The organism is Kineococcus sp. DHX-1 (assembly GCF_042473625.1).
Taxonomy (GTDB): Bacteria; Actinomycetota; Actinomycetes; order Actinomycetales; family Kineococcaceae; genus Kineococcus.
In genome coordinates, this window is sequence record NZ_CP170445.1 from 1404882 (window position 1) to 1418527 (window position 13646).

Consider the following 13646-nt stretch of genomic DNA (forward strand, 5'->3'; position numbering starts at 1 on the left):
GGTGCTCACGGCCGCCGGGGTCCGGGACTGGCTGCGGCGGTTCGCGACTGCCGTCGACGAGCACGCCGCGGAGCTGACCGACCTGGACCGGCCCATCGGGGACTCCGACCACGGGGTGAACCTGCAGCGCGGGATGCACGCCGTCCTGGCCGCGCTCGACGCCGCCGAGCCGGCGACCCCGGGGGCCGCCCTGGTGAAGGCGGGGTCCACGCTCGTCAGCACCGTGGGCGGCGCCAGCGGCCCCCTCTTCGGGACGCTCCTGCGCCGCGCGGGCAAGGCGCTGGGGGACGCGGAGTCCGCGGACGGGCCGGCGCTCGCGGGGGCGCTGCGGGCCGGCCTCGACGCGGTCGTCGCGCTCGGCGGCGCGCAGGTCGGCGACGCGACCCTGGTGGACGCGCTCACCCCGGCCGTCGAGGCGCTGGAGGCGGGCGGATCCGCGCAGGAGGCAGCCGACGCGGCGGCGCGTGGGGCCGCGTCCACCGACGAGCTCGTGGCCCGCAAGGGACGCGCGAGCTACCTCGGCGAGCGGGGGATCGGTCACCGCGACCCGGGAGCCGCGTCGATCGCGCTGCTGTTCGCCGCCCTCATCGAGGATGCGTCGTGAGCGTGCGGGTCGTTCTCCTGTCGCACAGCGCGGACGTGGCGCGCGGGGTGGCGGACCTCGCGGGCCAGATGGCGTCCACGGCCACCGTCGTGCCCGTGGGCGGGACGGCGGACGGGCGCCTCGGGACCGACGCCGACGCGCTCGAGGTGGCCGTCGAGGCGGCGCTGGACGCGGGTGACGAGGTCGCGGTGCTCGTGGACCTCGGCAGCGCCGTGCTCACGGCGCGGACCGTGCTGGCCGACCTGCCCGACGGGGCGGCGGTCGCCCTCGTCGACGCCCCGTTCGTCGAGGGGGCGGTCGCGGCCGTCGTGACGGCGTCGACGGGTGCCGGGCTCGCCGAGGTCGTCGCGCAGGCCGAGCTCGCGCGGGACCTGCGCAAGGGCTGAGAAGGCCCCCGCGTTCTGGGAGGATCGGCCCGTGCGCTGGCTCGTCGTGGACAACCACGACTCCTACACCCACAACCTGGTCCAGCTGCTGGCCGTGGCCTCGGGCACCGACCCGGTCGTGGTGAGCGACGACGACGTGGCACCGGGGGAGCTGGACCTCGAGGGTTTCGCCGGCGTCGTCGTCTCCCCGGGGCCGGGCCACCCGGCGAACCCGCGCGACTTCGCGCTGTCCGCGGACGTGCTGGCGCGCGCGCAGGTGCCCGTCCTCGGGGTCTGCCTGGGGATGCAGGGGATCGCGCTCGCGGCTGGTGCCGTCGTCGACGCCGCCCCGCAGCCGCGGCACGGTTTCGTCGACCGCGTCCGGCACACGGGTGACTCGGTCCTGGCCGGCCTGCCGCAGGGTTTCGACGCCACCCGCTACCACTCGTTCCGGGTGGCCGAACCCCTGCCCGACGTCCTGGAACCCCTGGCGTGGGGGCAGGACGGCGTGCTCATGGCGTTGCGGCGCCGGGACAGGCCCCAGGTCGGGGTGCAGTTCCACCCGGAGTCGGTGGCCAGCCCCTCGGGCGCGCTGATCGTGGAGAACTTCGTGCGTTGGTGCCGGCGGTTCGGGCACCCGCAGCGGTACCGGCTGCACAGTCGCAGGGTCCCGGGGGTCGTCGATGCCGAGGCGGTCGTGGCGGGTCTCTTCGGTGGGGAGGACGCGTTCTGGCTGGACTCGGCGAGCCGGGGTGCGGGGTCGGGCCGGTTCTCCTTCCTCGGCCCCCTGACGGGCGCGGTCGAGACGTCGATCGCCGCGGTCTCCGAGCGGCTGGCCGGCGTCGGGGTCGACGGAGCGCAGGACGTTCCGTTCGAGTTCGCGGGCGGCCACGTCGGCTGGGCCGGGTACGAGGCGAAGGACGAGTGCGGTTTCCCCGTCCCGCACGACGGGTCGCGGGCTCCGGGAACCCCCGCGAACCGGTGGGTGTTCGTCGACCGGTTCCTGGCCATCGACCACGACGCGGACGCGACGTGGGTGTGCGCGCTGTCGGAGGGGGCCGGGGACGGGGATCGGGAACCGTCGTGGATCGGGGAGACGATCGCCGCGCTCGACGGTCTCGCGCCCCTCGGTGAGCCCGCGCCCGCTCTGGACCTGCCGGTCGTCCTCGACACCGCCCCGGAGCGGTACCGCGACGACGTCGTCCGCGCGCAGGAGCAGTTGCACGCCGGGGAGAGCTACGAGGTCTGCCTCACCACCCGGGCGCGGGTCCCCGTCGGACCGAGCCCGGACGCGGGGTTCGCGGCGTACCGGCGGTTGCGTCGCGCGAACCCCGCCCCGTACGCGGCGTACCTGCGCTCCGGCGGGGTCGAGGTCGTCGGCAGTTCCCCCGAGCGCTTCCTGCGGGTGGGGCAGGACGGGTCCGTCGAGACCCGGCCCATCAAGGGGACGGCCCCGGTCGACACCGATCCCGCCGCGCTGCAGGCGGATCCGAAGACCCGCGCGGAGAACCTCATGGTCGTCGACCTGCTGCGCAACGACCTCGGGCGGGTCTGCGTCCCGGGGTCCGTCACCGTCCCGCACCTCATGGCGACGGAGACGCTGGCGACCGTGCACCAGCTGGTGACGACCGTCCGGGGACGGCTGCGCCCGGACGTCTCCGCCGTCGACTGCCTGCGCGCCTGCTTCCCGCCGGGGTCGATGACGGGGGCGCCCAAGCTGCGGACGACCGAGATCATCGACGCCCTCGAGCAGCGCCCGCGCGGCATCTACTCCGGAACCCTCGGCTGGTTCTCCCTGACCGGGGCCGCCGACCTCGCCGTCGTCATCCGCACCGCGGTCCGGGTGGGCGAGGAGTGGCACGTCGGGGCCGGCGGCGCCGTGGTCCTCGACTCCGACCCCGACGCGGAGGTCGCAGAGGTGTTGCTCAAGCTGCGGGCGCCCTTGGCGGCGCTCACGACGCGGCGACTGCCCGGAGCTCCCTGAGACTCAGGCGTCCGGGTGCAGGGCCCGGCTCCACAGCGCCTTGCCGGCGATGTCCCGCAGCGTCACCGTCAGCGCCTCGGAGTCGGGGTCGATCTCGACCTCGCCGAAGAACTGCGACCCCTCCAGCGGGGAGGTGTTCGCCCGCGGGGGCACGGCCTGGAACACGACCTGCGGACCGAACGTCGCGTCGAGGGCGTTGGGTCCGAACGAGCCGGCGTGCAACGGGCCGGAGACGAACTCCCAGAACGGGTCGAACTCGGTGAACGCGGCGCGCTCCGGGTGGTAGTGGTGCGCCGCGGTGTAGTGCACGTCGGCCGTCAGCCAGACGTGGTTGCGCACGCCGCGGTGCTTGAGCTCGCGCAGGATCCACGCGATCTGCTGCTCGCGTCCGCGGGGCACGCCCGGGTCGCCCTGCGCCACGGCCTCGATCCCGTCCGAGGCGGCGTCGGGGACGACGAGGCCGATCGGCATGTCGGCCTGCACGACCTTCCACCGCGCGGTCGAGGCGGCCATGGCCTCGACGAGCCAGCGCGCCTGTTCGGTGCCGAGGATCCCGCCGTCGGGCCGGATCCCGCCGCCGGCCCAGCCCCACGGGTTGGGGTCGCGGTCGGAGCGCATGTCGAGGACGAACACGTCGAGCAGGGGACCGAAGGCGAACGTGCCGTAGACGTCGTCCGTCCGGCGGTGCGAGACCGGGACGAACTCCCGCCAGGCCTGCTCCCCGCGCGCCCACAGGACGTCGACGCGCTTCTCCTGGTACGCGGGGTCGTCGAGGACCTCGTGCGGGTACCAGTTGTTGTGGACCTCGTGGTCGTCCCACTGGTTCACCTGCGGGACACGGGAGAAGAACGCGCGGTAGGCGTCGTCCTCGAGGTTGTACTTGAACGCGCCGCGGAAGTCGTCGAGCGTCTGGGCGACGTGCGACTTCGCCTCCGTGACGACGTTGCGGTAGACGCGACCGTCGGGCAGCGTGACGTCGCCCGTGATGGGCCCGTCGGCGTAGATCGTGTCGCCGGAGTGCAGGAAGAAGTCCGCGTCCCGCTCGGCCATCGCCCGGTAGATCGGGAAACCGCCGAGGTCGGGGTTGCGCCCCCAGCCCTGACCGGCCTGGTCCCCGCTCCAGAGGAACCGGATGCGGCGGTGGTGGTCTCGCGCGCCCGGCGCGGTGCGGAGGAAGCCCTCCTGCGACGCGCCGTCCGGGCGGTGGGCGTCGGGGGCACCGAGGACGACGCGGTACGGGACGTCCGCTCCCGAGGGGAGCCCCGTGACGTCGAGCCGGCCGGTGAAGTCGCCGGCCGACGTCAGCAGGGGGCCGCGGTACGTGCGGCAGTCACGGCCGAACCTGCCGGTCGAGGAGACCTGGACGAACATCCGGGCCGGCCGGTCCGAGCGGGTCCAGATCGTCGCCGTGTCCGCGGTGACGTCCCCGGACTGCACGCCGTGGGTGAGTCGGGGTGCCCCGCTGCGCAGGAGGGTCGGGGCCAGCAGGCCGGTACCGCCGGCGGCGAGGAGGGAGCGTCGGGAGAACGGAGGGGGTAGGGGGGTCGGCACCCGCGGAACGGTCCTCGGTGCAGGTGACGTCCGGGTTCCCTCCCGAGGAACTCCCGATGAAGGGCTCAGGGTTCCAGAGCGGTGCGGCGCAGGACCGTGGTGAGCGACCCGTCGACGGGCAGCGGTGTCCCGTCCAGCGACCGGACGGGGGCGGCCCCGCGCAGGCTCGACAGCAACCACGCCCCGTCGGCCGCCAGCAGGTCGTCCGGCCGGCACGGGGTTTCGCGGACCCCGAGGGCCGCGGTGACAGCGGCCAGGGTCGTGCCGGGGAGGACGTCCCGATCCGCCTGCGGCGGAGTCCACCACCGTCCCCCGGCGCGCCACAGCAGGTTCGCCGTCGGCGCCTCCAGGACCTCGCCGGCGGCGTCCAGGAAGAGCGCGTCGTCGGTCCCGCGCCGGCGCGCTTCACGCAGCGCGGCGGAGTTCACGGCGTACGACGACGTCTTGGCGGCGTTCAGCAACCACGGCGCGTCGGGGGTCGTGCTCGTGCCGCGGGCGAGGGTGATGACGTGGACGCCGTCCCGGCCCCGGCGGACACTCTCCGGCAGGGGTCGGAGGGTGGCGGTGCAGGTCCCCGCGGACGCCGTGAGCCGGAGGGCGGCCTCGGTGCCGGTGGGGACGTCGTCGGTGATGCTCGTGACGAGGTTCTCCCACGCGGAGCGGTCCACGGCGAGGTCGAAGGCTGCGGCGGACCGTTCGAACCGGTCGAGGTGCTGCTCGAGGCGGACGACGCGGGGCGGGATTCCCCCGTGGACGAGGAGGGTTTCGAAGAACCCGTCGCCGCGCAGTCCGGGGTCGTCCGCAGGGACGACGGGGGAGTCCCACGGAACCTCCCCGGTCCCCAGGACGGCCGTCCGGTTCCGCACCTCGTCCACCGGTGCATCGTGGCGGGCGCGGGGGCTGGGGACAACCCGTTCCTGATGTCGGAGGTGACTGGTAGAACTGGGACCGGGATACCTCAATTCCCTTGAATCCGTTGCGGCGCAACGCATCCACCCTTGTCTCGATCGGGCATCCGGTCTAGGCTCCAGCCATGACGACGGCCGCTACCACCCTCGACGGGCTCACTCCCGCGCAGCTGGTCGACGTCATCACCGACGCCGAACGGCAGATCCGCGCCCTGACCGCCCGACAGGTCCAGGCCACCGCCCGCTACGCCCAGCTCATGACCGGACGCGCCGGCGGGGACGCCGCCACCACCCGCGAGATCGCCTTGGCCCGGCAGGTGTCCCCCTCCACCGGCACCTCCCTCGTGTTCGCCGCCCGGGTGCTGGTGCAGGACATGCCCATCACCCTGGCCGCGCTGGCCGAGGGCCTGATCACCGAACGCGCCGCCCGCGACGTCGTGACCGCCACCTGCCACGTCAGCGCGACCGACCGTGCCCGCATCGACGAACGGATGCGGCGGGAGTACCGCCGCCCCGGCCTCGGGCACCGCTACCTGGCCGGCGCCGCCCGCGCCCTGGCTGACGCCGCCGATCCGGCCGCGGCGGTCGAGAGGAACCGCCGAGCCGAGGGCACCCGCCGGTGCACCGTGCGGCCCGGCGCCGACCACATGACGTTCTTCACCGCCGTGGGTACCCCGGCCGCCAACCTCACCCTGCTCACCACGCTGCGCCGCGCGGCCACCGACCAGCTGCGCGCCGATCCGAGCGACGAACGCACCGAGGACCAGGCGATGTACGACGTCCTGTTCGCCCGCGTCACCGGCGCAGAGCTCGTCACCGACCCGATCCCGGTCACCGTGGAGCTGGTGATGGACGAGGCGGCGCTGCTGCGGGAGGGGACCAGCTCAGCGCGGGTCTGGTGCGAGGGCATCGACGGCGGCCCGGTCCCCGCTCAGCAGGCCCGGGCGCTGGTGCTGGAGGCCGCCGAGAAGGAGCAGACCTGGATCCGGCGGCTGTACTGCAGACCAGGAACCGACGAGCTGGTCGCGATGGACGCGACGTCCCGCCTGTTCCCACCGGCCTTGGCCCGGTACCTCAGGCGCCGGGACCAGCGGTGCGCCACTCCGTGGTGCGAGGCGCCGATCCGGCACGTCGACCACGTCACCCCGTGGTCGCGCGGAGGGGGGACGAGCATCGAGAACGGTCAGGGTCTGTGCCGCTCGTGCAACTACACCAAGGACCTGCCCGGCTTCACCACCACGAGCGACACCAGGGGCAGGACGACTCTCACCACGAGAACGGGGCACCGGTACCGGAGAGAACCACCCCCGGTCCTCGGGCACCCCACCTTGCCCTCGACGCCACCCCCGACCCCGACCGCGCGACGGCGTAGGGCTGTCCACGACGGGTACGTCCCCGTCGGAGGTGTCCATGGGTGACGTGCTGGTCGGGATCTCGGGGTGGACGTACCCGCACTGGCGGGGCGACTTCTACCCCCGGGGCCTGCCGCACCGGGCCGAGCTGGCGTACGCCGCGGAACGGTTCGGGACGGTCGAGGTCAACGGGTCCTTCTACTCGTTGCAGCGACCGAGCTCGTACCGGGCGTGGCGTGAGACGGCGGAGGCCGCCGCCGACCCCGCCGTCGAGTTCACCGTCAAGGGTGGGCGCTTCGTCACGCACCTCAAGCGCCTGCGCGGCGTCGAGACCGGGCTGGCGAACTTCTTCGCCTCCGGCCTGCTGGAGTTGCGCGACCGGCTCGGTCCGGTGCTGTGGCAGTTGCCCGAGACGGCCGTGTTCGACGCCGACGTCCTCGACGGCTTCCTGCGGCAGCTGCCCCGGACGGTGGGAGAGGCCGCCGCCCTGGCCCGTCGGCACGACGGCAAGCTCTCGGAGGACCGGGCGGTGACGCGAGCGCCGCAGGGGCTCGCGGACCGCCGGGTCCGGCACTCGCTCGAGCCGCGGCACCCCTCGTTCGGCACGCCGGAGGCGCTGGCCCTCCTGCGGGCGCACGGTGTGGGGTTGGTGGTCGCGGACTCCGCCGGTCGCTGGCCCCGCTTCGAGGAGGTCACCTCCGACCTCGTCCACGTCCGCCTCCACGGGGACACCGAGCTGTACACGAGCCGGTACTCCGGCGCCGCGCTCGACGCCTGGGCCGACCGCGTGCGGGCGTGGTCGGAGGTGGCCGACGTGCGCGTCCACTTCGACAACGACGCCCGCGGCCACGCCCCGCACGACGCCCTGCGCCTGCAGGAGCGGGTGCGCCGGTGGTGAACGCGCGAGCCTCCGCGCGCACCGCTCGTTAGGATCGACCCGACAGCGCGGACCCACCGCACCCTCTCAGCACGGAGGCGAACGGCCCCTCGGGGCGATCATGGCCAGCACCGACACCACTCCCGAACCCCCGGCGCAGTCGCGGCACGTCATCGTCGTGCCGCCCGAGGTGCCGATGGTGGGCCTCCTCGGCGCTCGCGACGAGCTGCTCCGCGTCCTCGAACGCGCCTTCACGCGCACCGACGTGCTCGTGCGCGGGAACGAGATCACCGTCACGGGCGCCGCGGGCGAGGTCGCCCTCCTCGAACGGCTCGTGGACCAGATGACCGCCGTCCTGCGCAGCGGTCAGCCGCTCTCGCCCGACGCCGTCGAGCGCTCCGTCGCCATGCTGCGCGCCCAGGCCGCCGGCACGGCCGACGACCGGCCCGCCGACGTGCTGACGATGAACATCCTGTCCAGCCGCGGCCGGACGATCCGTCCCAAGACGGTCAACCAGAAGCACTACGTCGACGCCATCGACTCCCACACGGTGGTCTTCGGCATCGGTCCGGCGGGCACGGGCAAGACGTACCTCGCCATGGCCAAGGCGGTGCAGGCCCTGCAGGCCAAGCAGGTCAACCGCATCGTCCTGACCCGGCCGGCCGTCGAGGCGGGGGAGCGGCTCGGCTTCCTGCCCGGCACGCTCACCGACAAGATCGACCCGTACCTGCGGCCGCTGTACGACGCCCTCCACGACATGCTCGACCCCGACTCGATCCCTCGGCTCATGGCCGCGGGGACGATCGAGGTCGCGCCGCTGGCCTACATGCGCGGCCGAACGTTGAACGACGCGTTCATCATCCTCGACGAGGCCCAGAACACCTCGCCCGAGCAGATGAAGATGTTCCTGACCCGCCTCGGGTTCGGGTCCAAGATCGTCGTGACGGGTGACGTCACACAGGTGGACCTGCCCTCGGGGACCGAGTCGGGCCTGCGCGTCGTGCAGGACATCCTCGAGGGCATCGAGGACGTCCACTTCTCGCGCCTGACCTCCAGCGACGTCGTCCGGCACCGCCTCGTCGGCGAGATCGTCGACGCCTACGGACGCTGGGAGGAGGCCCGCCCGCGGGTCACCGCCCCGCACAGCGCCCGGAAGCGGTGAGCGCGTGAGCATCGAGGTCGTCGACGAGAGCTCCTTCGCCGCCGGTCGCGGGGTGGACACCGTCGAGGTGTCGCACCTGGCCCGGTACGTGCTCGACGAGATGCGGGTCCATCCGCTCGCCGAGCTGTCCGTCCTCATGGTCGACGTCGAGGCCATGTCCCGGCTGCACGTGCAGTGGATGGACGAGGAGGGCCCGACCGACGTCATGTCCTTCCCGATGGACCAGCTGCGGCCGGGCCGGGAGGGCGGGACGAGCGAGCCGGGGCTGCTCGGTGACATCGTCGTGTGCCCGGAGGTCGCTGCGGCGCAGGCCAAGGCGTCGGGGCACGCGACGGCCGACGAGGTCCTCCTCCTGGTGACGCACGGGATCCTGCACCTGCTCGGCTACGACCACGCCGAACCGGACGAGGAACGCGAGATGTTCACGCTGCAGCGCCGGCTCGTGCTGGGCTTCCTGGCCCGCATCGGTCGTCCGGGCGACCCGACCCCCACGGTCGGGCACCGCGCGCTGCCCTCGGGGGACTGACGTGGGAGCCCCCGCCGGGCCGCTGCTCGTGCTGGCCCTGGTCCTCGTCGTGGCCGCCGGGCTCATCGCCGCCGCCGAGTCCGCCATCGCGGGCACCTCGCGGCGCCGGGCCCGCGACCTCGTCGAGGACGGGCGCCGCGGTGCCCCGGCGCTGGCGCGGGTCCTCGAGACCGCCTCGCCCGTCATCGCCGTCTGCACGCTGCTCCGCGTGGTCTTCGAGACCCTCGCCGCGGTCTGCGTCACGGTGGTCGTCGCGAGCTGGGTCGACTCCTGGTTCCTCGTCCTGCTGCTGGCCGGTCTCGGCATGTCCGCGCTCGACTTCGTCCTCGTCGGCGTCGGCCCCCGCACCCTGGGCCGGCTGCACGCCGAGACGGTCGGCCTCCTCGCGGCTCCTGTCCTCGCCCCGCTCACGACGGTCCTCGGGCCGGTGGCGCGGGCTCTTGTCGCCGTCGGCAATGCCGTCACCCCCGGCCGGGGCCTGCGCCACGGCCCGTTCGGTTCCGAGGCCGAGCTGCGCGAGATCGTCGAGCTGGCGGGGGAGACGTCGGTCATCGAGGCCGGCGAGCACCGCATGATCCACTCGGTGTTCGAACTGGGCGACACCCTCGCGCGGGAGGTCATGGTGCCGCGCACCGACGTCGTCACCACCCGGCGTGGGACCGGTCTGCACGAGGCGGAGGCGCTGTTCCTGCGCTCGGGGTTCTCGCGCATGCCGGTGGTGGGCGACGATGCCGACGAGGTCCTCGGGGTCGTCTACCTCAAGGACATCGCCCGCCGCTTCCACGTCGATCCGACGGGGGCCCGCGCGGTCCGCGTCGAGGAGGTCGCCCGGCCGGCGGTCTTCGTCCCGGACAGCCTGCCGGTCGACGACCTCATGCGGCAGATGCAGCGGGACAACGTGCACGTCGCCGTCGTCGTCGACGAGTACGGCGGCACCGCGGGCCTCGTGACGATCGAGGACATCATCGAGGAGATCGTCGGCGAGATCTCCGACGAGTACGACCGCGGCCGCCCCGAGGTGGAGTCGTTGCCGGACGGGGGCTTCCGCGTCTCCTCCCGCCTGCACGTGGAGGACCTCGGGGAACTGTTCGAGCGCGAGATCGAGGACGACGACGTCGACACCGTCGGCGGTCTGCTCGCCAAGACGCTCGGCGAGGTCCTCGTCCCCGGCGCCGTCGCCGAGGTGCACGGCCTGCGGCTGGAGGCCGACGGGCGCGAGGGCCGGCGCAACCAGGTGCGGACGGTGCTCGTCCACCGCCTGCCTGAACCCGATCCAGAACTGGTCGACGACCGCGCCGGAGGGCGAGAACATGACTGAGCAGACCACCCCGCACCGTTCGGGTTTCGCGTGCTTCGTCGGCCGGCCCAACGCGGGCAAGTCGACCCTGACGAACGCCCTCGTGGGGCAGAAGGTCGCCATCACGAGCTCGCGGCCGCAGACGACCCGCCACACCGTCCGCGGGATCGTCCACCGCCCCGACGCCCAGCTCGTCCTCGTCGACACCCCCGGCCTGCACCGCCCGCGGACGCTGCTCGGCCAGCGGCTCAACGACCTCGTCCACGAGACCCTCGCCGAGGTCGACGTCGTCGCCCTGACGATCCCCGCCGACGAGAAGATCGGCCCCGGCGACCGGTTCATCGCCGACGCTCTCGCCGCCGTGCCCCGCTCGACGAAGGTCGCGCTCGTCACCAAGACGGACAAGGCCTCCAAGCAGCAGGTGGCCGAGCAGCTGCTGGCCGTCTCCGCGATGGGTGAGGAGGTGCTCGGCGGGTTCTCCGACGTCGTGCCCGCCTCCGCCCTCACCGGCGAGCAGGTCGACACCGTCGCCGACGTCCTGCTCTCGCACCTGCCCGAGGGACCGCGGCTCTACCCCGACGGCGAACTCACCGACGAACCCGAGACGGTCATGGTCGCCGAGCTCGTCCGCGAGGCGGCGCTCGAGGGCGTCCGCGACGAACTCCCGCACTCCCTGGCGGTCGTCGTGGAGGAGATGACCGAGGGCGACAACGGCGTCCTCACCGTGTTCGTCTGGCTCTACGTCGAGCGCGACTCGCAGAAGGGCATCGTCATCGGCAAGGGCGGGTCCCGGCTCAAGGACGTCGGCACCCGCGCCCGCCGCCAGATCGAGGCCCTGCTCGGTACCCGCGTCCACCTCGACCTGCGCGTCAAGGTGGCCAAGGACTGGCAGCGCGACCCCAAGCAGCTGCAGCGCCTCGGGTTCTGACCCGCCGACCCGCCCGACGCGAGCAGCCCGTGCGCTCCTGGTTCGCCTTCACCGCGCGCGACACGCGGGACCTGCTGCTGTCGCTGCTGCCCACGGCGTTCGCGCTGTGGATCAGCGTGCACCTGGTGGCGGGCGTGCAGGTCTCCTCACCGTTCTGGTTGCTGGCCTCGGCGGCCGTCCTCGCGGTCGGCGACCTGCTCGTGCGCCCGCTGCTCGGCCCGCTGGTCACCGTCCTGGGGCCGCTCGTCACCGTCGTCCTCGGCGTCGCGGTGCAACTGCTCCTGCTGCACACCGCCCTGACGGCGGTCCCCGGCCTGGACCTGAACTCCTTCAACGCCCTCTGGCAGGTCTACTTCTGGACCGGGCTCGTGGGCGTGGTGGTCCGCTGGCTCGTGGGGTCCAACGACAGCCGCTGGGTGGTCCGTGGTCTGCTGCGGCACCGCACCCGCCGCCCGGGGGACGGGCGCCCACCCGGGTTGCTCGTGGTGCAGGTCGACGGCCTGTCGATGCCGTTGCTGCAGTTCGGGCTGCACTCCGGGACGCTCACGACGATCGCGCGCTGGCTGCGGCAGGGCAGCCACCTGGCCGAGGGGTGGCGCGCGCAGCTGCCGTCGACGACCCCCGCGAGCCAGGCCGGCCTCCTGCACGGCAGCACCGAGGAGATCCCGGCGTTCCGCTGGTGGGACCCCGAGCTGCGCCGCGTCCTGGTCGCCAACCGCCCCGCCGACGCCGCCGTCATTGAGCGCCGGGTGCGGGAGGCGGCGCACGCGGCCGGCCGCACGGGCCTGCTGGCCGGGGACGGGGCCAGCATCGGCAACCTCTTCTCCGGGGAGGCCGCGCACGCCCACCTCGTCGTCTCGACCTCGCGCGCCGGGGGGTCCGGGCGGCCCTACCTGCGCTACGTCGCCCGCCCGTTCCTGCTGCTGCGCAGCCTGATCCTCACTCTCGGCGAGATCGTCAAGGAGCTCTACCAGGGGTGGCAGCAGCGGGTGCGCCGCATCGAACCGCGCATCCCGCGCCGCGGCTGGTACGTCCTGCTGCGCGCGCTGACGAACGCCCTGCTGCGCGACCTCAACGTCTCCCTCGTCGCCCAGGCGCTCGTGGACGGCCGCCCCGTCGTCTTCGTCGACTTCCTCGACTACGACGAGGTCGCCCACCACGCCGGGGTCGCGCGTGCGGAGTCCCTGGACGCCCTCGCCGGCATCGACCGCGTCCTGCAGACCCTCGCCGACGTCGCCGACGTCGCGCCGCGCGAGTACCGGGTCGTCGTCGTCTCCGACCACGGGCAGGCGCAGGGCCCGACGTTCGCCCAGGTCAGCGGGCGGCGGCTGCAGGACCTCGTCACCGAACTGCTCGACGCGCCCGGACCGGGGCACGAGGGCGCGCCGGGGGACACCCACCCCGTCGTGACCACCGCGGCCGGGGAGGAGATGCGCGGCCGCGTCGACGTCCTCGTCCGCGAGTTCGGGACCTCCGCGCGCTCCGAACGCGTCAGCGCCCGGCACGAGGCCGAACCTGCGCCCGTCCACGACGCGGTCGTCGTCGCGACCTCGGGCTGCACCGCCCTGCTCTCGGTGCCCGAGGCCCCGTCCGGTCGCCTCGACCTCGACGTGCTCCAGGAGCGCTGGCCGGCGCTGCTCCCAGGGCTGCTCGCGACGTCCGGCATCGGCTTCGTCGCCGGCCACCGGGGCGCGGAGGTGGTCGTGCGCGGTCCGGCGGGGGAGCGGCACCTGGTCTCCGGCGAGGTCACCGGCACCGACCCGCTCGCGGTCCTGGGCCCCCGGGCGGCCGTGGACCTGTTGCGGGTCATGCGCTTCCGGACGGCGCCAGCGTTGTTCGTGCACTCCAGCGTCGACGCGGTGACCGGTGAGGTCCACGCGTTCGAGGAGCAGGTCGGCTCGCACGGGGGCCTCGGCGGCTGGCAGACCGAGGCCGTCCTCGTGCACCCGTCGGACTGGAAGGTCGACGAGGACCTGCGCGACCGCACGGTCCCGGGCGAGGCGCCGCTCGTGGGCGCCGCCACCGTGCACGACCAGCTCGTGCGCTGGATGCAGCAGGTCGGGCTCCGGCCGTGACGAACCGTGCCGTGACG

Annotated in this window: 12 protein-coding genes; 10 read left to right on the plus strand and 2 right to left on the minus strand. The window is 73.9% G+C overall.

The features are described from left to right. Position 1 precedes the first annotated feature (1 nt). Genes dhaL through ACFEMC_RS06785 form a run of 3 tightly spaced genes read left to right on the plus strand, consistent with a single transcriptional unit; the run spans position 2 to position 2953 of the window. Positions 2 to 604 (plus strand): dihydroxyacetone kinase subunit DhaL, encoded by a 603-nt coding sequence (gene dhaL / locus ACFEMC_RS06775; protein ID WP_380176638.1) that lies wholly within the window; start codon positions 2 to 4, stop codon positions 602 to 604. Beyond that, positions 601 to 990: a dihydroxyacetone kinase phosphoryl donor subunit DhaM gene (gene dhaM / locus ACFEMC_RS06780; RefSeq protein WP_380174805.1), complete on the plus strand. Its 390-nt coding sequence runs from the start codon at positions 601 to 603 to the stop codon at positions 988 to 990. Before dhaL ends, dhaM begins: the two co-directional genes overlap by 4 nt. Before the next feature lie 31 nt (positions 991 to 1021). Further along, positions 1022 to 2953 (plus strand): chorismate-binding protein, encoded by a 1932-nt coding sequence (locus ACFEMC_RS06785; RefSeq protein WP_380174808.1) that lies wholly within the window; start codon positions 1022 to 1024, stop codon positions 2951 to 2953. Between the two features lie 3 nt (positions 2954 to 2956). Here the strand turns inward: ACFEMC_RS06785 and ACFEMC_RS06790 are convergent, their stop codons facing one another. Next, entirely contained in the window at positions 2957 to 4504 is a 1548-nt protein-coding gene (locus ACFEMC_RS06790) for an alkaline phosphatase D family protein (RefSeq protein ID WP_380174810.1), read from the minus strand. Positions 4505 to 4569: 65 nt separating this feature from the next. Then, entirely contained in the window at positions 4570 to 5379 is an 810-nt protein-coding gene (locus ACFEMC_RS06795; RefSeq protein ID WP_380174812.1) for an aminotransferase class IV, read from the minus strand. 158 nt (positions 5380 to 5537) lie between these two features. Here ACFEMC_RS06795 and ACFEMC_RS06800 point away from each other — a divergent pair, with 158 nt between their 5' ends. The 7 genes from ACFEMC_RS06800 to ACFEMC_RS06830 all read left to right on the plus strand — a co-directional run bounded on the left by ACFEMC_RS06800 (position 5538) and on the right by ACFEMC_RS06830 (position 13629). Then, positions 5538 to 6830: a DUF222 domain-containing protein gene (locus ACFEMC_RS06800; protein ID WP_380174814.1), complete on the plus strand. Its 1293-nt coding sequence runs from the start codon at positions 5538 to 5540 to the stop codon at positions 6828 to 6830. After that, a complete protein-coding gene (locus tag ACFEMC_RS06805) occupies positions 6823 to 7662 on the plus strand; it encodes a DUF72 domain-containing protein (protein ID WP_380174818.1) in 840 nt (279 codons plus the stop codon). Before ACFEMC_RS06800 ends, ACFEMC_RS06805 begins: the two co-directional genes overlap by 8 nt. Positions 7663 to 7762: 100 nt before the next feature. Next, entirely contained in the window at positions 7763 to 8803 is a 1041-nt protein-coding gene (locus tag ACFEMC_RS06810; RefSeq protein ID WP_380174820.1) for a PhoH family protein, read from the plus strand. 4 nt (positions 8804 to 8807) lie between these two features. Continuing rightward, positions 8808 to 9329 carry an rRNA maturation RNase YbeY gene (ybeY, locus tag ACFEMC_RS06815; RefSeq protein ID WP_380174822.1) on the plus strand — a complete coding sequence of 174 codons (522 nt, stop codon included), beginning with the start codon at positions 8808 to 8810 and terminating at the stop codon, positions 9327 to 9329. Between the two features lies 1 nt (position 9330). Continuing rightward, on the plus strand, positions 9331 to 10647 hold the full coding sequence (locus ACFEMC_RS06820) for a hemolysin family protein (RefSeq protein WP_367635858.1): 1317 nt from the start codon (positions 9331 to 9333) through the stop codon (positions 10645 to 10647). Next, on the plus strand, positions 10640 to 11554 hold the full coding sequence (gene era, locus ACFEMC_RS06825) for a GTPase Era (RefSeq protein ID WP_380174825.1): 915 nt from the start codon (positions 10640 to 10642) through the stop codon (positions 11552 to 11554). The genes ACFEMC_RS06820 and era overlap by 8 nt, the downstream gene beginning before the upstream one ends. Positions 11555 to 11583: 29 nt before the next feature. Then, positions 11584 to 13629: an alkaline phosphatase family protein gene (locus ACFEMC_RS06830; RefSeq protein ID WP_380174827.1), complete on the plus strand. Its 2046-nt coding sequence runs from the start codon at positions 11584 to 11586 to the stop codon at positions 13627 to 13629. Positions 13630 to 13646 lie beyond the last annotated feature (17 nt).

What these genes read in the sequence shown, in the direction of transcription:
- ACFEMC_RS06810 (WP_380174820.1), top strand. Translation starts at nt 7,763, where the DNA reads ATGGCCAGCACCGACACCACTCCCGAACCCCCGGCGCAGTCGCGGCAC.
- era (WP_380174825.1), top strand. Translation starts at nt 10,640, where the DNA reads ATGACTGAGCAGACCACCCCGCACCGTTCGGGTTTCGCGTGCTTCGTC.
- ACFEMC_RS06800 (WP_380174814.1), top strand. Translation starts at nt 5,538, where the DNA reads ATGACGACGGCCGCTACCACCCTCGACGGGCTCACTCCCGCGCAGCTG.
- ACFEMC_RS06805 (WP_380174818.1), top strand. Translation starts at nt 6,823, where the DNA reads ATGGGTGACGTGCTGGTCGGGATCTCGGGGTGGACGTACCCGCACTGG.